Source organism: Nisaea sp. (assembly GCF_040217065.1).
In the GTDB taxonomy this organism is placed as follows: Bacteria; Pseudomonadota; Alphaproteobacteria; order Thalassobaculales; family Thalassobaculaceae; genus Nisaea.
This window is the reverse complement of the sequence record NZ_JAVJNX010000004.1, coordinates 482,976-502,140: the sequence shown is the minus strand read 5'-3', so window position 1 is coordinate 502,140 and position 19,165 is coordinate 482,976. Positions and strand designations below refer to the sequence as shown.

22 protein-coding genes are annotated in these 19,165 nt (G+C 66.1%); 13 read left to right on the top strand and 9 right to left on the bottom strand.

The window, feature by feature from the left end; translation table 11 throughout:
* Positions 1–91: 91 nt before the first annotated feature.
* The 11 genes from RH950_RS03885 (at position 92) to RH950_RS03835 (ending at position 9,244) form a co-directional block, all read left to right on the top strand.
* On the top strand, positions 92–811 hold the full coding sequence (locus RH950_RS03885; protein ID WP_350053895.1) for a response regulator transcription factor: 720 nt from the start codon (positions 92–94) through the stop codon (positions 809–811).
* 56 nt (positions 812–867) lie between these two features.
* A complete protein-coding gene (locus tag RH950_RS03880; RefSeq protein ID WP_350053893.1) occupies positions 868–2,538 on the top strand; it encodes a sensor histidine kinase in 1,671 nt (556 codons plus the stop codon).
* A 38-nt stretch (positions 2,539–2,576) separates the two neighbouring features.
* The gene (locus tag RH950_RS03875) at positions 2,577–2,996 is read left to right on the top strand and encodes an HPr kinase/phosphorylase (protein ID WP_350053891.1); all 420 of its coding nucleotides are present in this window, start codon (positions 2,577–2,579) and stop codon (positions 2,994–2,996) included.
* Between the two features lie 38 nt (positions 2,997–3,034).
* Positions 3,035–3,934: an RNase adapter RapZ gene (rapZ, locus tag RH950_RS03870; RefSeq protein ID WP_350053889.1), complete on the top strand. Its 900-nt coding sequence runs from the start codon at positions 3,035–3,037 to the stop codon at positions 3,932–3,934.
* Positions 3,935–4,000: 66 nt separating this feature from the next.
* Entirely contained in the window at positions 4,001–4,426 is a 426-nt protein-coding gene (locus RH950_RS03865) for a PTS sugar transporter subunit IIA (protein ID WP_350053887.1), read from the top strand.
* A gap of 2 nt (positions 4,427–4,428) precedes the next feature.
* On the top strand, positions 4,429–4,722 hold the full coding sequence (locus RH950_RS03860) for an HPr family phosphocarrier protein (RefSeq protein WP_350053885.1): 294 nt from the start codon (positions 4,429–4,431) through the stop codon (positions 4,720–4,722).
* A gap of 13 nt (positions 4,723–4,735) precedes the next feature.
* Complete coding sequence (gene ptsP / locus RH950_RS03855; protein WP_350053883.1) at positions 4,736–6,508, top strand: phosphoenolpyruvate--protein phosphotransferase; 1,773 nt, start codon at positions 4,736–4,738, stop codon at positions 6,506–6,508.
* Positions 6,509–6,547: 39 nt separating this feature from the next.
* Positions 6,548–7,729, top strand: a complete 1,182-nt coding sequence (locus tag RH950_RS03850; protein WP_350053881.1) for an aminotransferase — start codon at positions 6,548–6,550, stop codon at positions 7,727–7,729.
* Entirely contained in the window at positions 7,726–8,196 is a 471-nt protein-coding gene (locus tag RH950_RS03845) for a GNAT family N-acetyltransferase (protein WP_350053879.1), read from the top strand. The genes RH950_RS03850 and RH950_RS03845 overlap by 4 nt, the downstream gene beginning before the upstream one ends.
* Positions 8,197–8,294: 98 nt before the next feature.
* Positions 8,295–8,762, top strand: a complete 468-nt coding sequence (locus tag RH950_RS03840; protein ID WP_350053877.1) for an antitoxin Xre/MbcA/ParS toxin-binding domain-containing protein — start codon at positions 8,295–8,297, stop codon at positions 8,760–8,762.
* A complete protein-coding gene (locus RH950_RS03835; protein WP_350053875.1) occupies positions 8,759–9,244 on the top strand; it encodes an RES family NAD+ phosphorylase in 486 nt (161 codons plus the stop codon). Before RH950_RS03840 ends, RH950_RS03835 begins: the two co-directional genes overlap by 4 nt.
* A gap of 18 nt (positions 9,245–9,262) precedes the next feature.
* On the opposite strand, the gene RH950_RS03830 is transcribed toward RH950_RS03835, so the two are convergent.
* Positions 9,263–10,444: a pyridoxal phosphate-dependent aminotransferase gene (locus tag RH950_RS03830; protein WP_350053873.1), complete on the bottom strand. Its 1,182-nt coding sequence runs from the start codon at positions 10,442–10,444 to the stop codon at positions 9,263–9,265.
* A gap of 174 nt (positions 10,445–10,618) precedes the next feature.
* On the opposite strand from RH950_RS03830, the gene ahcY reads away from it, so the two are divergent.
* Positions 10,619–11,920 carry an adenosylhomocysteinase gene (gene ahcY / locus RH950_RS03825; protein WP_350053871.1) on the top strand — a complete coding sequence of 434 codons (1,302 nt, stop codon included), beginning with the start codon at positions 10,619–10,621 and terminating at the stop codon, positions 11,918–11,920.
* An 87-nt stretch (positions 11,921–12,007) separates the two neighbouring features.
* Entirely contained in the window at positions 12,008–12,811 is an 804-nt protein-coding gene (locus tag RH950_RS03820) for a DUF3108 domain-containing protein (RefSeq protein WP_350053869.1), read from the top strand.
* A 16-nt stretch (positions 12,812–12,827) separates the two neighbouring features.
* Here the strand turns inward: RH950_RS03820 and RH950_RS03815 are convergent, their stop codons facing one another.
* From RH950_RS03815 to RH950_RS03780, 8 genes are all read right to left on the bottom strand, one after another.
* Positions 12,828–13,007, bottom strand: coding sequence for a hypothetical protein (locus RH950_RS03815; protein WP_350053867.1), 180 nt, complete (start codon positions 13,005–13,007; stop codon positions 12,828–12,830).
* Positions 13,008–13,120: 113 nt separating this feature from the next.
* Positions 13,121–13,741 carry a hypothetical protein gene (locus RH950_RS03810; protein ID WP_350053865.1) on the bottom strand — a complete coding sequence of 207 codons (621 nt, stop codon included), beginning with the start codon at positions 13,739–13,741 and terminating at the stop codon, positions 13,121–13,123.
* 88 nt (positions 13,742–13,829) lie between these two features.
* Positions 13,830–14,624 (bottom strand): protein phosphatase CheZ, encoded by a 795-nt coding sequence (locus RH950_RS03805; protein ID WP_350053863.1) that lies wholly within the window; start codon positions 14,622–14,624, stop codon positions 13,830–13,832.
* Between the two features lie 115 nt (positions 14,625–14,739).
* Complete coding sequence (locus tag RH950_RS03800) at positions 14,740–15,945, bottom strand: DUF4055 domain-containing protein (RefSeq protein WP_350053861.1); 1,206 nt, start codon at positions 15,943–15,945, stop codon at positions 14,740–14,742.
* Positions 15,946–15,969: 24 nt separating this feature from the next.
* Complete coding sequence (locus tag RH950_RS03795) at positions 15,970–16,668, bottom strand: hypothetical protein (RefSeq protein ID WP_350053859.1); 699 nt, start codon at positions 16,666–16,668, stop codon at positions 15,970–15,972.
* 49 nt (positions 16,669–16,717) lie between these two features.
* Complete coding sequence (locus RH950_RS03790) at positions 16,718–17,986, bottom strand: DNA-packaging protein (protein ID WP_350053857.1); 1,269 nt, start codon at positions 17,984–17,986, stop codon at positions 16,718–16,720.
* Entirely contained in the window at positions 17,943–18,470 is a 528-nt protein-coding gene (locus RH950_RS03785; RefSeq protein WP_350053855.1) for a hypothetical protein, read from the bottom strand. The genes RH950_RS03790 and RH950_RS03785 overlap by 44 nt, the downstream gene beginning before the upstream one ends.
* Positions 18,471–18,671: 201 nt before the next feature.
* Positions 18,672–19,088 carry a DUF6362 family protein gene (locus RH950_RS03780; protein ID WP_350053853.1) on the bottom strand — a complete coding sequence of 139 codons (417 nt, stop codon included), beginning with the start codon at positions 19,086–19,088 and terminating at the stop codon, positions 18,672–18,674.
* Positions 19,089–19,165 lie beyond the last annotated feature (77 nt).

Sequence of the window (19,165 nt, the reverse complement as noted above, 5' to 3'; positions counted from 1 at the left end):
ATGGGTTAGTGGCACGTGCCTACCGGCTGGTCCCGGAAGGCGGAAACGTGCAGAATTGGGGGCGCCGCACTCCGGCGGAAAGGGTTTCGACATGAACACGATCGCACTGGTCGACGATGACCAGAACATCCTCACCTCTGTTTCCATCGCGCTCGAGGCCGAGGGCTTCGAGGTGCGCACCTTCAAGGACGGCGAGGAAGCCCTGCGCGGGCTGACCCAGCGGCCGGTCGACCTTGCCATTCTCGATATCAAGATGCCGCGCATGGACGGCATGGAGCTGCTGTCGCGGCTGCGCCGCCAGAGCGCTTTGCCGGTGATCTTCCTGACCTCGAAGGATGACGAGCTGGACGAGATGCTCGGCCTGAAGATGGGGGCCGACGATTACATCACCAAGCCGTTCTCCCAGCGCCTGCTGATCGAGCGCATCCGGGCCCTGCTGCGGCGCCAGGAACTGGCCCAGGACGAGGCCAACCCGGCCAGCGATTCCGTGCTGTCCCGCGGCAGCCTGGTGATGGACGGCTCCCGTCACCTGTGCGCCTGGAAGGGCCGGCAGGTGCCGCTGACCGTGACCGAATTCCTGATCCTGCGCTCCCTCGCCACCCGGCCCGGGCATGTGAAGAACCGGGACCAGCTGATGGACGCCGCCTATGGCGACGCGGTCTATGTCGATGACCGGACGATCGACAGCCACATCAAGCGCATCCGCAAGAAGTTCAAGGGCGCGGACGACGATTTCGACCAGATCGAGACGCTGTACGGCGTCGGATACCGGTACCGGGATCCGGCCATGGTGCCTGCCGGTTCCGCATGAATCTGTCCTGGGCGGAGGGTCTGCGCGCCGTCAGGCGGTGGCGGCGGTCCGGAGCATTGACGGACGCCCTGAACAGGGCGCGGACCGGCGCGCATGAGCGCCGGGCGTCGGAACGACCGCGCCGCCGGTCGCGAATCTCCGGCCTCACTTTGCGTATTCTGGCCATCAATCTCTTCGCGGTCGCGATCCCGCTGTTCGGCCTGCTCTACATGGACCGCTATCAGGACAACCTGATTGCGGCCGAACTGGAAGCCCTGACCCGGCAGGGCAGCATTTTTTCCAAGGGCGTCGCCGCCCTCGCCGTCGAGCCCGAATTCTCCGAAGCGACGGAGCTGTCGAAGGATCTGGTGCGGCGCATGGTCCGGCACGCGTCGGATCAGTTCGGCACGCGCCTGCGCCTGTTCGCGCCCGACGGCCATCTGATGGCGGACAGCAACAGTTTCGGGCGCAAGGGCGGGGTGGTGCAGATCCGGCCGCTGCCGCCGCCGCGCGAGGCCGGTTTCGATCCCGGCGCCTGGGCCGACGAGCTCTATGACCTGCTGGTGAACAGGCTGCCCCGGCGCGGTGATTTTCCGCGCTATGTGGAGACGGTGAACCAGTCTGCCGCGGATTATCCGGAAGCGGTCGACGCGCTGCGGGGGCGGCGGGCGCAGGCGGTCCGGACGGGTCCGGACGGCGGCCTGATCCTGACCTCCGCCGTGCCGGTGCGGCGCTACAAGCAGGTCCTCGGCGCCCTGATGCTGAGCATAGACGGGCACGAGATCGACGACGCCATGCGGGACGTGCGGTTCGAGATTCTCGGCGTGTTCGCCTTCGTCTTCGCCGTCACCATCCTGCTGTCGCTCTACCTGGCCGGCACCATCACCCGTCCGGTGCAGCGGCTTGCCGCCGCGGCCGAGCGGATCCGCCGGGACCGCAACCGGGAAACGGAAATTCCGGCTTTCGAGGGCCGGGGCGACGAGATCGGCGATCTGGCCCGGGCCATGCGGGAAATGACCGAGGCGCTCTGGCAGAGGATGGACGCCATCGACCGGTTCGCCGCGGATGTCGCCCATGAGATTAAGAACCCGCTGACCTCCGTGCGCAGCGCGGTGGAGACGGCGGCGCGGGTGCAGGACCCGGAAAAGCAGAAGAAGCTGATGGCGATCGTCCTGGATGACGTGCAGCGCCTCGACCGGCTGATCAGCGATATCTCCGAATCCTCCCGGATCGATGCGGAACTGTCCCGTTCCGGGGCCGAGATTGTCGATCTGGCGGCGATCCTGGCGACCCTGGCCGAAGTCTACGGGACAACCGACAATCCCCATGGCGTGCGGGTCGAGATCGCCGTGAACGGCTCCGCCGATCTGAGCGTCCGGGGCAGCGAGAGCCGGCTTGTCCAGGTGATCCGCAACCTGGTCGCCAATGCCATCACCTTCTCGCCGGAAGGCGGGACCGTGCGGCTGACGGCGGGCGCGGATCCGGTGGACGGCCGGGAGGTGATCGTCACGGTCGAGGATAACGGACCCGGCATTCCCGAGAACAAGCTCGACGCCATCTTCGACCGGTTCTATTCCGAGCGGCCGAGCGGGGAGAAATTCGGCACCCATTCCGGTCTTGGCCTCAGCATTTCCCGGCAGATCGTCGATGCCTCCTCCGGTCGGCTCTGGGCGGAGAACCGCACGGGCGCCGATGCCTCTGTTATTGGCGCGCGGTTCGTCATACGGTTGCCCCGCGTGATGAGCTGAAGGCTCTGGAACGGTGAGAGGGACCCGGCGGGAATCCGATGGAACTGGTATATGGCACGACGGTCGCCATTGACGGCCGCGGGGTTCTGCTGCGCGGACCGAGCGGCAGCGGCAAGTCCGATCTGGCGCTGCGCCTGATCGAAGGCGGGGCGATGCTCGTTTCGGACGACCAGACCCGGCTGGTCCGGGAAGCCGGACGGCTCGTCGCCGGCGCACCGGACACCATCGCCGGACAGCTCGAGGTCCGCGGCATCGGAATTGTGCCGGTTCCCAATACCCGGCGGGCGCCGCTCGATCTGGTCATCGACCTGGTGCCGCCGGAACAGGTCGACCGGTTTCCCGAGGCCGGGTCCTGCACCTATCTCGACCTGACGATCCCGTTGCTGGCCCTGGCCCCGTTCGAGGCATCGGCCCCGGCCAAGGTGCGCCTTGCACTCACCCATTTCCCGGCCAGATAATGGCGTCTTCGGAAGCATGGGTTAAGGGGGAGACCGACATGCAGGCATCCGCGGAGGCGGCGGGGCAGCCGATCAGAATCGTGCTGGTCACGGGACTGTCCGGCGCCGGCCGGACGACCAGCCTGAAAGCGCTGGAGGATGCCGAGTTCGAAGCGGTGGACAATCTGCCCCTGTCATTGCTGCTGGCGTTGCTGGCGCCGCGCGCCGAGCCCGAGGGCAACCACCGGATCGCCGTCGGCATCGACACCAGAACCCGCGATTTCACCCCGCAGCGGCTGACCGCAGAGCTGCAGGCCCTGAGGCAGCGGGCCGACATCACGCTGACCGTAGTGTTTCTCGATTGCGATACGGATGTGCTGATCCGCCGTTTCACGGAAACCCGGCGGCGCCATCCGCTGGCGGTGGACCGGCCGGTGGCGGACGGCATCCGGACGGAACTCGAACTGCTGGCACCGCTGCGCGAGCTGGCGGACGTGACCATCGACACCTCGCGTCTGACCACCGCCGATTTCAAGCGGGTGTTCGCCGAGCAGCTCGGGATCGCCGGTCACAGCAGCTTGACCATCACCGTCACCTCCTTCAGTTTCCGGCGCGGTCTGCCGCGTGAGGCCGACATGGTGTTCGATGTCCGGTTCCTGCGAAATCCGCATTATGACGAGCGGCTGCGGCCGTTGGACGGACGGAACGGGGAAATTGCCGGCTATGTTGCGGCGGATCCGGAATTTCCGGCATTCTACGAGCGCCTTGTGGGATTTCTGACGCCGCTGGTGCCGCGCTATCAGGCCGAGGGGAAGAGCTATCTCACCATCGCGGTGGGCTGTACCGGTGGCCGGCACCGGTCCGTATTCGTGGCGGAAAAGCTGGCTGGGGAGTTGAAGGCCGGCGGGCTTGCTGTCACGCTGCTACATCGCGACGTCGACCGAAGCGGGCAGGAATGATCCGCATGGAAAAGAGCCGGCGCTGCGGAACAGTGCTTGGAACGCTGTAGGCAAGGGGCAAACCAGATGGACTCGGAGGCAGGCGAATTGCCGATTGGCATCGTATTGGTAACGCACGGAAAACTCGCGGATGAATTCCGTTCCGCGGTGGAACATGTGGTCGGACCGCAGGAGCATATGGCGACGGTCTGTATCGGCCCGGAGGACGATATGGAGCAGCGCCGGGCGGAAATCCTGAAGAATGTCGGTGCGGTGGATCAGGGGCGCGGGGTCATCGTGCTGACGGATATGTTCGGCGGGACACCGTCGAACCTGGCCATCTCGATCATGGAGAAGGCGAATGTCGAGGTGATCGCGGGCGCCAATCTGCCGATGCTGATCAAGCTGGCAAGCGTCCGCAACACAATGGCCCTCGCTGCGGCGGCGCACGAGGCACAGGAGGCGGGGCGCAAATACATCCGCATCGCCTCGCAGGTTCTGGCCGGAAATTGAAAATGAACGATGGATCGGCCGCGGCAACGGTGGTGAAACGGGATCTGACGATCGTGAACCAGCGCGGTCTGCATGCGCGGGCGGCGGCCAAATTCGTGAAGCTGGCCGATACCTTCGTGGCGGCGATTTCCGTCACCAAAGGCGATACCACCGTTTCCGGGCGCTCGATCATGGGATTGATGATGCTTGCCGCGGCCCCCGGCTGCACCATTCATGTCGCTGCCGAAGGCCAGGACGCACAGGATGCGCTCACTGCCATCGCCCAGCTTGTGGACGACAAATTCGACGAAGATTGAGGATCTGACCGCCATGGTAAAACGGGTAACCGGAAAAGGCGGGGAACGGGTCATTGACGGGGTCGGCGTTTCCGGCGGGATCGCCATTGGCGTCGCCCATGTCGTCGAGACCGGCCTTGGCCAGTTGCCGGAATACGAGCTGGAAGACACGCAGGTCGAAGCGGAAGCCGGGCGTTTTCGCGCGGCCCTGGCGAAGGCGCAGAAGCAGGTTGGAAAGCTCCGGCAAAAGACGGCCAGCATGCCTGAATCCGTGGCGGAAGAACTGGCGCCGCTGCTTGATGCGCATGCCGCGATGCTCGGCTCCGGGCGGATGGGCGCCGGCACGGAAACGCTGATCCGGGAACGCAAGATCAATGCGGAAGCGGCCGTTCAGTCGGTCGTGCACGAAATCAATGAAGCCTTCGCTGCCATGAAGGATCCCTATCTGGCCGCCCGGATCACGGATGTGCGGGATGTGGCCGGCCGGATATTGCGCAATCTGGCCGACAAGCCCTACCAGGCCTTTTCCGTCCTGCCGAAAGACGCCGTTATCATCGCGGACGAGCTCAGCCCCGCCGATACCGCGCTGCTTGATCCGGCCCGGGTCGCGGCGCTGGTGACGACGGCGGGCGGACCGGAAGGGCATTCGGCGATCATGGCCCGGTCGATGGGGCTGCCGGCCGTACTTGGCGTGCAGGGCCTGCTGGGCAAGGTCCGGTCCGGCGAACGGGTGCTGGTCGATGGCGAGCAGGGCCGGATCGTCGTCGCGCCGAGCGACGCAACCCTGGCCGAGTTCGGACGCAAGGCCGAGGCGCGCAAGCGGCTGGAACGCCAGCTTGCCCGGCTGCGGTCGCTGCCGGCGGAAAGCCGGGACGGGGAGCGTATTTCCCTGATGGCGAACCTGGAGCTGCCGCGCGATGTCGAGGGAGCGGTGCGGGCGGGAGCCGAAGGTGTCGGCCTGCTGCGTACCGAGTTCCTGTTCATGAACCGGGACACGCTGCCCGACGAGGACGAGCAATATGCCGTGCTCCGCGGCATTGTCGAAGGCATGGCCGGGCTTCCGGTGACGATCCGCACGCTCGATGTCGGCGGCGACAAGATTTCGTCGGCCCTTGGCGGCAAGATCGGCGTCTCGCCGAACCCGGCCCTCGGGCTGCGCGGCATCAGACTGTCGCTGGCCGAGCCGAAACTGTTCGAAACCCAGCTTGCGGCGATCCTGCGGGCCGGCGCGCACGGCCCCGTCCGCCTTCTGCTGCCGCTGATTTCATCGGTCGAGCAGATCCGCCAGGCCCGGCGCATCCTGACACGGGTGGTCAAGCGGCTGACGCGCAAGGGCGTGCGGATCGCCGATCCGGTGCCGCCGCTGGGGGCGATGATCGAGGTGCCGGGCGCCGCGCTGACGGCCGACGCTCTTGCCCGCGAGGTCGATTATTTCGCCATCGGGACCAACGATCTGACCAGCTACACACTGGCCATCGACCGCAGCGACGACGCGGTGGCCGGGCTCTACAACCCGCTGCATCCGGCGGTGCTGCGGCTGATCCAGTTCACCGTCGATGCCGGAAACAGGGCCGGCATTCCGGTCAGCATCTGCGGCGAGATCGCGGGCGATCCGCGTTATACGCCGCTGCTGACCGGACTCGGGGTGCGCGAGCTGTCGATGTCCTCGCACAGCATCCCGCGGGTGAAGCAGCGGGTCCGTGCACTCGATACCGGAGCGGCGATGCGGCGGGCGCTGGCCATCATGGACCAGGGCGACGAGGGCCGGATTTCGGCGCTGCTGGACGATTTCAACGACAGTCTCTAGTCTGCGGAACTTCCCGTCCCGCTCCTGCTGGTGAGCCCCATGAGTTTTGTCTTGAATGCCGATGTGCTCAGCGCAATCGAACCGCCGATTGCCGAGTCCCAGACCTGGATCGCCGGCCGGACCTTCCCGGCGGAAAAGCCGTTGCTGGACCTGTCCCAGGCCGTGCCGAGCTATCCGCCGGCAAAGGAGCTGACGGATCACGTGGCCGAACGCGCGGCGGATTTCGAAACCGCGCAATATTCCGTCATCCGGGGGGTGCCGGAGCTTCGGCAGGAACTCGCAGACCATGTCGCGAGCCGCTATGGCGGGGTGATCGGGCCGGAGAATGTGCTGATCTCGGCCGGCTGCAACCAGGCCTTCTGCATGGCGATCCTGGCCATTGCCCGGGCCGGAGATGCCGTGATGCTGCCGGTGCCCTATTACTTCAATCACCAGATGTGGCTGGAAATGCAGGGGATCGATCCGATCCATCTGCCCTTCCGGTTCGACCGGGCGGGTGTGCCGGACCCGGAAGAGGCCCGCAGGCTGCTGACCGACAGGACCAAGGCCATCGTGCTGGTCTCGCCGAACAACCCGACCGGCGCCGTCTATCCGCCGGAGGTGATCGCCGAATTCCGCGACCTTGCCGCCGAACGCGGCATCGCGCTGATCCTGGACGAGACCTACCGGGATTTTCTGGAGGACGGGAACGGCCCGCCGCATGACCTGTTCCGGGACGAGAAGTGGGGCGAGACGCTGATCCAGCTCTACAGCTTTTCCAAGACCTTCAGCCTGACCGGCTACCGCGCGGGCTCCGTCATGGCCGGGGCGAAAACCATCGACGCGGTGACCAAGATCATGGACACGATCCAGATCTGCACGCCGCGCATCTCGCAATATGCCGCGCTCTACGGGTTGCGCCATGTCTGGCCGTGGGTGGCGGAGAAGCGGGACATGCTGAAGGGGCGCAAGGAAGCGCTGGAGGCGGCTTTCCGGTCGAACGATCTTGGCTACGAGCTGGTGTCGGCCGGGGCCTATTTCTCCTATGTCCGGCACCCGTTCGAGGATCTGAGCGCGAAGCAGGTGGCCCGCAAGCTGGCGGACGAGCAGAACATTCTCTGTCTGCCGGGCAGCTTTTTCGGCCCCGGCCAGGAACGCTTTCTGCGCCTCGCTTTCGCAAATGCGACGGCGGAAGAGATGCCGGAGCTGGCAAAACGTCTGCGCGCCAGCCTCGCCGCATGACCGGAACCCGGCCCTACGATCCGGCGCGGGACGATCTCGCCGGGATCGTGGGCCTGATCCATCGTGCCTTCGCGCAGTACCGGGGTAAGCTGGAGCCGGAGAGCGGGGCGCTGTCGGAGAGTGTCGACAGCCTGCGCAGGCGGCTGGAACAGAACCGGCTGTTTCTGGCCGAGGATGACGGCAGGATCTGCGGTGCCGTGTTCGCCACGGAAAAGGGAGACGCCGTCTATCTCGACCGGTTGGCCGTCGATCCCGCCGTGCGCGGCCGGGGCATCGCCCGCCGTCTGATCGAGGCCGTCGAGGCCCATGCCCGCGCCACCGGCGCCGCCCGGATCACCCTCGGCGTCCGTCTCGCCCTACAGCAGAATATCGACTATTTCCAGCGCTGGGGCTTTGTCGAGACCGGCCGAAAAGCCCATGAGGGTTTCGACGCACCGACCTCCATGGAAATGGAAAAGCGGCTCTGACACTCCCGTCGCGATAGGCAGTGAAACGTGGGGTGATTGAAAAATCGTCAATCGGCGATTATATTATCGTCAAATGACGATTTCTGGAGATCCAGGCCATGGTCGCGCTCGATGTCTATATGACCCCTGAAAACCTTCCGGGCACGGAAGCCGCCCGGGTCGGGAAATTGCTGGGTTTGAAAGGGTCGGCTGCCCTGGACGACATCCTGCTGGCGGATCATGTGGCATCGGGGCTTGCCGTGTCGGCGGCGGAGGCTCTCGGTACGCTCCTCGGGCGCGCCAGCATTGTCGGCCCGTTGATCCCCGAAGCGACGTTGCGCCGGGCTAAAAAGCAGCGGAAAGCGCTGTCGCGGGAGATGAGCGAGCGGCTCTACGAGGTCTCGCGGGTCATCGACGCCGCGAGCCGGCTTTATCGCGGGGACATGCCGGCGATCTCCCGTTTCCTCAATCGCCCCCATCCCCTTCTGCATGGCCGCGCGCCGCTTGATCTCGCGCGCTCCAGCTCGGCCGGGGCGGATGCCGTCATCAACCTGTTGCGGCGTGCGGAGTCCGGTTTCGCGGTATGACCGCTCTGCGGACACTGCCGTCTCCGCTGACCGGCTACAGGATCGGCGATCCGGACGGCGAATTCCCGATCTGGGACGATGGCGGCGCCCGGCAGGCATTCGGCCGCTGGCACGAGGCCGGATCCGGGGTGATTTATGCCTCCGAGCATTACTCGACCGCGATGCTGGAGAAGCTGGTGCATTTCGGCGGCGAGCTCCCGGGCAATCAGCATTTCATCGAGATCACGCTCCCGGCAGGTCTGTCCTATGAGGTGGTGAACCCGGACCGTCTCGCCGGGTGGTCGGATATTTCCGGCATTGCGGCGCGGGACTTCGGCCGCAAATGGTATGCGGAAAAGCGCTCGGCAATTCTCGTGGTTCCGTCCGTTGTCGCCCGGATGGAGCGCAACTTTATCTTCCATACCGGACACGAGGATTTCGCCCGGATCGTGGTCGGGCTGGAAACACCGGTCTGGTGGGACGCCCGGTTATTCGCGCGTTAGGCGATACCGGCGCGTGCCCTACCCGTTTTTCTGGATGAAGGCCGAGAGCCGCCGCGCCGCTTCATCCAGCGTCTCGTCGGAGGCGCCGAAGCTGAGCCGGAGATGTCCTGCCAGCATGTCGCCGAAGCCTTCGCCGGGGAGCAGCGAGACTTTTTGCTCCTCCAGCAGCTTCCAGGCGAAATCGATGGTGTCCATGCCGGTCTCGCGAATATCCAGCATCAGGAACATGCCGGCATCGGGCTTGCGGATCTTCACTTTCGGCACGGCGGTCAGCGCCTCGCAGACCCGGTCCCGGCGGTGCCGGTAGAGATCGCGGATCCTGTCCACCGTGTCGGCGGCGTCGCCGAGCGCCGTCATGGCCGCTTCCTGAACGAACGGGGGCGAGCCGAACAGCATGGAGCCCATGACGTGATCGACGGCGTTGATGCTGTCCGGATCGGCGACGATCCAGCCCAGCCGCCAGCCGGTCATCGCATGGCCCTTGGAGAAGCTGTAGACGGACAGGGTGCGGTCCTGCATGCCGTCGATCAGGCGCGGGCTGAAATGCGGCTGCTCGTAGGTCATCGAGCAATAGACCTCGTCGGAAATCAGCCAGAGATCGTGCTCGAGGCAGATCCGGGCGATCTCCTCCATGGTCTCGCGCGGCCAGACGGCGCCGGTCGGGTTGTTCGGCGAGTTGATCACCATCGCCTTTGTTTCCGGGCGCAGGGCCGCGCGGATATCGGCCGGGTCTGGCTGGAAGCCGTTTTCCGGGTGCAGCGGCACCTGGCTCAGCGTGGCGCCGCGGGCGATCAGGGCGCCGTAATAGGTGACATACATCGGATCGAAGGCGATGACATGGTCGCCCGGATTGAGGGTCACCAGACCGGCGGTGAAGACGCCGCACTGGGCGCCCGGGATGACGGCGACATTCTCCGCCGTGACAGGCTCGCCAATGCGTGCGCCATGGAAGGCGGCGAGCCGCTCCCGCAGCGGCAGGAAGCCGATGCTCGCCGTATAGTGATGCTTGCCGTCCCTGAGCGCGGTGACCGCTGTCTCGACGATCCGGTCGTCGGTGGTGAAATCGTGATCGCCGACGGACAGCACGATGACATCGGTCTCGCCTGCCCGGTAGCGCTTGCGGGCCTCGGAGTGAATGGCCCAGGCGTCGTCGGCGTCGCTTCCGCCCATGGCGGCGATATAGGAGGAATGCAGGGGCATGAATACGGTCTTTCGGCAGGCGAAGGGTGGGCCAGATAAAGCGTGTGCCGTGGGCCTGTCAATCCGTCGCCCTTGCCCTTTGCCCGCTTGCCCCTATTTTCCGGGGCTGTTATAGCCCACAGCGACCGGGTACCGGCAGTGACGCCGGATAGAAAAAGTGCAAGGAGCTGCCGCATGGCCGACGCCGCATTCACCGACTACAAAGTCGCCGATATTTCGCTCGCCGAATGGGGCCGCCGCGAAATCGCGATCGCCGAAACCGAAATGCCGGGCCTGATGGCGCTGCGCGAGGAGAATGCCGGCAAGAAGCCGCTGGCCGGCGCGCGCATCACCGGGTGCCTGCATATGACCATCCAGACGGCCGTGCTGATCGAGACCCTGATCGATCTCGGCGCCGAGATCCGCTGGAGTTCCTGCAACATCTTCTCGACCCAGGACCAGGCGGCTGCTGCCATCGCGGCGGCGGGTATCCCGGTCTTTGCCTGGAAGGGCGAGACGGAAGAGGAATACGAATGGTGCCTGCACCAGACCATCAAGGGCCCGGACGGCTGGACGCCGAACATGCTGCTGGATGACGGCGGCGACCTGACGGTCCTGATGCACGAGGAATATCCGGAGCTGATGGACGATGTCCGCGGCGTGTCGGAAGAGACCACGACCGGTGTGCTCCGGCTTTACGAGATGGCGAAGGCGGGAACGCTCAAGGTTCCGGCGATCAACGTCAATGACAGCGTCACCAAATCCAAGTTCGACAATCTCTATGGCTGCCGCGAGAGCCTGACCGACGGCATCCGCCGGGCCACGGACGTCATGCTGTCCGGCAAGGTCGCGGTCGTCGCCGGTTACGGCGATGTCGGCAAGGGTTCGGCCGCCAGCCTGCGCAACGGCGGCGCCCGGGTGCTGGTGACCGAGATCGACCCGATCTGCGCCCTGCAGGCGGCGATGGAAGGCTACGAGGTCGTGACCATGGACGATGCCGCGCCGCGCGGCGACATCTTCGTCACCGCGACCGGCAACAAGGACATCCTGACGATGGACCACATGCGGGCCATGAAGGACCGCGCCATCGTCTGCAACATCGGTCATTTCGACAACGAGATTCAGGTCGAGCCGCTGCGCAACCTGACATGGCACAATGTGAAGCCGCAGGTCGACGAGGTCGAGTTCCCGGACGGCAAGCGGATCATCCTGCTGGCCGAAGGCCGGCTGGTGAATCTCGGTTGCGCCACCGGCCATCCGAGCTTCGTGATGAGCGCCTCCTTCACCAACCAGACGCTGGCCCAGATCGAGCTCTGGAACAATGCCGGCCAGTATGAAAAGCAGGTCTATGTCCTGCCGAAGCATCTGGACGAGAAGGTCGCCGCCCTGCACCTGAAGAAGGTCGGCGCCATGCTGTCCACGCTCTCCAAGGAGCAGGCGGCCTATATCGGCGTTACGCCGGAAGGCCCGTTCAAGTCCGACAGCTACCGTTACTAAAATCACATTGAATGCGGCGGCGGTGCTTGACCTGCCGCCGCATTCCCCTACCTAAAGCCATACGCAAAACGCACATGAGGGCGGGACATGCGGTGGCTTTTTTTGGGTCTGGTTTCCGCTGCTCTGTGCACCGCACGGGCGGATGCGCGCGAGCTTGATCTCTCCTACACGATCTATTTCGGCGGCTTTTCCGTTGCCGCCATCGACTCGACAATCAAGGTCGACCGGTCGGCCTACCGGGTCAGCACCAATGCCCGGTCACTCGGCATCCTTGATTTCTTCTTTCCGATCGCCGTCACCAGCGAGGGCACCGGCCAGCTGACCGGCAGCGGCGTCAAACCGGAGATCTACCGCAGCACCGGCACCTTCGACGGCAAGCCGCGCCGGATCATGCTCACCAGCCGGGATGGCTCTGTGCCGTTGGTCGCCCTGGACCCGCCGCGCGACCCGGAGAAGCGGGACGCCGTGCCGGAAGATCTGCAACGGGGTACGATCGATCCCTACGCGGCGGTCGTCTCGCTGGCGCTCACAACCAACACCACGCCCTGTGCGGCAGACCTGCAGGTCTTCAACGGCAGGACGCGGACGGATTTCCGGCTGATTCACGCCGGCTCCGACAATCTGACGAAAACGGACTACAGCGCCTTCAGCGGGCCGGCGCAGATCTGCAGGGTGGAGTACGAAACCCTCGCCGGCGGGTACAAGAAGCCGTGGTTCGGCGAGGACAAGACGGATGCGGTGACCCGGCTCTGGGTGGCCCGGCTGAGTCCGGGCGGGCCCTGGATTCCGGTCCGGCTGGAATCTGAGGGCCGGTTCGGCAGTCTGGTCGGCCACATTACCGGCGCGTCCGAACGGGTCGATCTGGCCGAGCGGGCCCTGCTGAAGCCCTGACAACCGAAGAACACCCCTATTTCAGCGACAGGGCGTGGCGGAGACCGAGCCAGATGGTGGCGAGCCCGGCGCTGATGACGCTGGTCAGCACCATCAGGCGCACGCCGGTCCCGATCTTCTCCGACAGGTTCCGCTGGTGCCGCAGATAGGCGAAATCACCACTTAAAGCCTCTCCGGCTCTAAGAACTTGCTTCATGCTGTACTCAAGGTGAGGAAAGCGCGCCAATTCTAATTCATTTGGTTCATTATGCACCTCAAGGTAGTAGAGCGCAATTTACATTCACTTGCCTATGCTTGTCTTTGCAGCTGCTAGCGAGCGACGCGCACCCGGCCGCTGGCGATGGCGGCGATGTTGCGGTCGAGCGCGTTCTGGTCGCTCAGCGCAATGACATTCTCGCTGCCGCCGGCCTGGCCCAGGCTGGGGGCGCCGCTGCCGCCGCGGGCCGGCGGCTCGAAGACCCGGCCATAGACCGGGCTGGCCTGGAGCTGGCGCAGCAGGTCGCGCGGGGTGAGCGGGCTGCCGTCTTCCGGGTTTTCCGCCGGGGCCTCGCCCTCGCCCCGGACCGACACCGAGATACCGGCCTCGCTTTCGCTCAGGACCAGCCGGGGCACGATGACCGGCAGCAGCAGCTCGGCGATCCCGTGTTCGGCGTGAATGGCGGCGCGGGCCTCGGCGGCGATCAGGGCAGCTTCCAGTTTCGCCCGCGTCAGGGCAGCTTCCCCGTCGCTGCCATCCTCGCCGCGGCGGTCGAGCTCTGCTTTCAGCTCCCGCCGGGCGGCGCGTTCCTTTTCCAGCGCGGATTTCAGGCCGGAGACATCCTCCACGCCTTCGGCGTCCAGGTGGAACCGGCCATCGCCGGTCTCGACATAGAAGGCGCGGGCCGCTTCCGGGACGGCATCGAGGGAGTCACTCTCGGCGGGCAGGGGCATGGCAGGGCTCCGGTGGCGAAAACAAGAGGCTGAAACGAAAAACGCCCCGCTGGGCGGGGCGCTTTGAAATCTTCTGGAGATTGGCAGGTCAGTCGAACATGGCGTCGATCTCGTCCTGGGAGATCGCCTGGCCCTCCGTCATCGGGCCGCTCAGGGTCAGGTCCTCGTCCTTGCGGGTGATATCCTGCGGCAGCGGCATGGTCTGGAATTCGCGGATATCCCAGGTCGCCATCATCGCGTCGACCCGTTCCTCGATATAGTTCAGGACCTTGATCACCTTGTTGATGCGCTGGCCCGTCAGATCCTGGAAGTTGCAGGATTCGTAGATGGCCGTGATCAGGTCCGCGATGTCGCCGAGCCGCGAATTGGCATATTCATCCGTGGTCACCGTCAGAAGGTCGGCGACGACTTCCTCGATCTTCTCCGCATTGCTCATGATCCCTTCGGTCGCGTTCTCGGTCTGGCGCACGATCTCGCCAAGTTCCTCTGTCGCCGAATCGAACTTGTCCTCGCTCGCGAGCGGGTGGCGCAGGGCGGCGATCTCCACCTTGGTGGCCTGGATCCGGCCGGCGATATCCGCGATCTCGGTCCGGATCTCCTCGATCTTCTGGTCCTGCTTGCCGACAGCCGCGGCCGCATTCTCCGCTTCATCCGCGGTATCCGCGCCCGCCGGTGCCGGGTGCTGTCCGTCGATCTTGCGCTCCAGCGCGCGGATCGCATCCATGACCTCGGACAGGTCCACCTCGGCGGTGGCGACGACGCTCGCGGCACCCAAGGCATTCCTGGCGCCCGCGTTGTTTCTGGCGCCCGCACCGTTCTTCGCACCCGCTTTCGGGGTGTTGCGCGTCTCGATGCTGTACGGCGTTTTCATATACCTAGGCAAATCGGTGCTCCTCTAACTCGCCCAAGTCATACGCGATGGAGGTTATCAATCGGTAAAGACGTTCGGATTGCCGGAAACATCCCTGCAATCATTCGGTTTGCAGGGAGTGCGAAATTCAGGAAGTGGACATATCCGATGCATCCTTCTGGTGCAAGGCGACCCGACCGGCGTCGGCTCTGGCGATGCCGAGCCAGTCGGCCATGAAGCCGAAGGCGGTGGTCAGGCCGTCCTCGACCGCGTGGATCAGGCCGCGCAGGGAGGTGGTGTTTTCCGCGGCGTCGATTGCCCGTGCCGTTGCCGTTGTCGATCCCGCGCCGCCGCGCCGGGTCATCAGGTCCAGTCCCATGACCGCCATGCGGTCCTCCAGGTCGATCAGGTCCTGCCGCCCGGCGGCGATGGCGGCGCCGCTATGCTCGACGAAGCGCAGATCCGCGCTCTCGCCCTCGCCGGTGACAATCCGGTTCGGCCCGAGCGCCAGGCCGTCCTCGGGCAGGGTCAGGTTGCGGCCGAACAGGATCGGCACCCGGGCGACATGCAGGATGTGGCGCTGGTCGCTCGCCGACTGCCAGTGCGCCAGGTTGAGCCAGGCCAGATCCATGAGCGGCGGCCGGGCGGTCATGAAACCGGTCCTGTTGGCATAGAGGGTGACCAGGGGAATGCAGTCCAGGCTGCTGTTCCCGGTCTCTGCCCGATGCCATGGGCCGAGACCGTCGCTGCCGCGCCGCCAGATCTCGAAGCGGCCGGGATAGAGCACCCGGATCTGGCGTTCGGTCCTGTCTTCCCAGGTGCCCGCCGTCCGGTGCACGCTCTCGCGGATCCTGACCCGGGTCAGGGCGCTGCCGATGCCGTTGTCCTGGCCGCGCCAGCCGATCAGGTCCGCGGCCCGGACATGAACGAGATAGGGCCGGGCAACCTCCGGTGCGCCGTCGCCGATGCGGGGATGGTCCACCAGGATATGCGTCAGCCCGTCCGTCAGAGCGGCCTGCATGACGTCGCGGGCGAACACCGTCAGGTTGCGGCCGCCGAGATCGACATTGTCCGCCAGCGCCGCCAGGGCCTCCGGCGGAGTGCCGGTCAGGCTGGCCGGCCGGTGGAACGGCTTTCCGAGCAGGGTCTGGATGGTGCGCTGCAGCCCGTTGAACAGCACGCTGCGGTTCAGCCGGATGGCATAGGCCTCTCGGCTTTCGCCGGGCTCCCGGGGCAGCCATTTCTCGCCGCGCTGCCGCATGATGCGGGTGCCGCCGAGCAGGTCGTGGATCAGCTCCCAGTCGGTGGCCATGTCCTGGTAGGCGGCATTCGGGGTGGCGACATCTGCACTCATGGTCGGGCCTTTCCGTGCGCTGGTTCAGCCGTCATGCCGGAGCCAGAGTTCCCGGCGGCCGGCATGGTGGATCTGCTCCGGCGTGAGGCATCCGATCGGCCGGGTTTCATCCGCGACCAGTGCCCAGACAGCGTCGGGAACCGGACTTTGCGGGTCTTCCGAAGAGGTCAGCCGGCCCTGTTCCGTCAGCCATTTCAGGCCGTGAAAATGCACCCGGACCCGGCGGACCGGATGCTGGTCTTCCGGTGCCGGAAAGCGGATCAGGAAGCGGTGCCGGTCAAATATCCGCTCTGCCAGGGCAGCCAGCCGCCGGCCGAGGGGAGCGTCGCCGCCGTGCCCCAGACTGCGCAGCCTCGCGACCATCACCCGCAGGATCTGGGCGCCGCCGCGGGGCGGAATATAGAGGGTGGCGGTGCCTGTCACGGCGCGCAGGCCCGCCAGTTCCCGCGCCGTTGCCTCCCGCAGGCACTGGAAGGTCGCGGAGGCCGGCGAGATCATGCAGCGGATATCGTCACCGGCGGCGTCGAGCAGACCGAAATCCTCCTGGAACCGGTCGATCGCATCCGCCAGGCTGTCGCTGGCCCTGCCGTCGATCCTGGCTGGCCAGTAGGACCGGCCGTCCAGATCCCTGACATGGACCAGCATCGCCTGGACCAGCGCGATATCGTGCGGTTGTCCGATGCCGGGTCCGACGCTTGCCTCGAGGCACGCGGTCGCTGGCATGTTCCCCTCCCCAATGGTCATTCCCGGAAAGCCGTTGCTGCGGCTCCCTTCAGATCAGGAACTGGTCGGTGCGTGTCCTGTTCCGGCTCAGCAGCAGATCCGTCAGGGCCCAGACCAGCGCGTCCACCCGGTCCGGCGATGCGGCGCCGGCCGGCGCGCCGGTGAAGGCGCACATCTGGTCCTCGAGCAGGTCGAAACGGCCGAGATGGCGGACCCGGCCCTGCTCGTAGAGGGCGGCGACCGGCTCGGCCCGGATCTGCTTGCCGCGGCTGGCCCGGACCAGACGCAGGGGCACGGACGGATCGACGCTGCGCAGAACCTGCTCGACCATGTCGCCGCCCTGGTTGACTTCGGCGACGATGCGGTCCGCGCCATGCCGGTGGTAGGCGTCGATGGCGCGGGCCGCCCAGTCACCGGGGGCATAGCGCCCGGAAATATCCTCCAGCACATAGGCCGTCTCGCCGGCCCGCCCGGCGACCAGAATGCCGGTCTCGTTCGAGCCGGCATGGTGGCTCGCCGCCGGGTCGATGGCGACGACGATCCGGTCCGGCACCGGCCGTTCCGACGGGGCGGCGCGGGCGGCTTCCAGGCCGTCCCGGCGCCACAGGGCGCCGGGCACATCCTCCAGGAATTCGCCGTCGAGCTCCTGCCGGCCGAGCCGGGTGCCGCCATAGGCGCTCTCCATGGCGGCCAGGAAGCCGGGGGCCAGGTTGAGCCGGTTCTCCGAGCTGCGGCCGCGGACAAGCACCGTGTCCGGCGCCTCGGCGATGCGCTTCAGCCAGGCCCTGGGGCGCGGCGTCGTGGTGGCGACACATTGCGGCCGGCGGCCGAGCCGCAGGGACATCATCAGATTGTGCCAGGCATCGGGCCGGGGCCAGGCGGCAATCTCGTCGGCCCAGGCGGCGTCGAACTGGTGGCCGCGGACCTGGTCCGGATCGTCGGCCGACAGCAATGTCGCGACCCCTCCGGACGGCCAGGTCAGCCGGCGCTTCGACGGCTCGTAGAGCGGCCGCTGCCAGGGCGGGGCAACGGCCAGCAGGCCGCTCTCGCCCTCGACCATGACGTCGCGGACATCGCCCGCCGTGGCGCCGATCACCGCGACCCGGCGGCAGCGCCCGGATTCGATTCCGTCCCGGACCCACTCGGCCCCGGTCCGGGTCTTGCCGAAGCCGCGGCCGGCGAGGATCAGCCAGACCCGCCAGTCGCCGTCCGGCGGCAGCTGCTTGGCCCGGGCCCAGAACGGCCAGTCATGCAGCAGCAGGGCGGCTTCCGCGTCACTGATCCCGCTCAGAAACCGGGCCCGTTCCGCCGGGCCCATGGTCCGGAGCGTGGGGGTCCGGAGCGCCGGGGTCCGGAGCGCCGGGGTCTGAAGCGCCGGCGGCCGGGGCGAGGGCCTGGAGCCGGGCGGCGAGCTTTTCCTTGGCGCCCCTGAGCTGGCGGTCGAGATCTTCGGATCCGGCATCCCGGCCCTCCCGGAAAGTCTCCGGACGGTGTGCCCGGAGCAGGAACATCAGCAGTGAGTCGGAATATTTCCGGACCGTTCCGCAGATCCGGCCCTGGTGAAAGCGCGGCTGCTCCACCCCCTCGACCGCCCGGCTCCGGGCCTCGGATTCCAGCAGGTCGACGGCCGTGTCCAGCGCGGCATCCCAGGCCGCGGCGAAGTCGGTTTCCTGGCGCCGGATCTGGTAGGCCTGGCTGCGGTCCAGGCGGGCTGTGCGGGCCGCTTCGCTGACATTGCCGGTTTCTGCCAGGGCTTTCAGAAACGCCCGTTTCTTGCGGGTCCGGGCAGGGGAATCGGCCATGTGTCTCACCCAAAAGAAAAGCGCCCTGCGGGGTGTTCCCACAAGGCGCCGACGTTAGAATAGTATTTAGCCGATTTTATAAACCATGTAAAGCGGTTTTTTCCGATAGAGCGCCACCTTTATGTATGCGTATGGAGCGAAATCCGGAATTTAGTGTGTATTTTCAATGTGGTGATATTTGGTGTAATCGGAAAAAAACGATCAATCAGGCAGATCGAAAATCCGCGGAGGGGGTGTGATCCGCAGCCGTTCGCGGATCGCCGCCACTCCCCTGTCCTCGATCTGGCGCAATGTCATGTGGCTGCGCCCGTCCATATCCTCGATCCGGCGCCAGGCGATGCCGCAGGCCCGGGCCCAGACGACGACCCGCTGCTCCTGGTTGCAGACGAACATCCATCCGAGACTCTCGTCGAGCCGGTCGATGGCCGCCGGACTCGGGGATGCCGGCCGTGTCCGGCGCGGGGTATGGTCGTAGGCAAAGCTGTTCTGCACCACGTCCGGCCAGCCGGTGAGCCGGGGTTTGGCATAGGCCCGCGGCAATCGATGCAAAGTGTCCGCTGCTTCTCTCAGGTAGTGTTTGATCCATTTTGGATCCGGCACAATCTGCGTGCTGGTCATGTGACTCCTCCATTCGGAACCGATCCAGGCCACGATGCGATGGTCGGAGCGCCGTCAAAAGGATGAGGTGGTTTTCG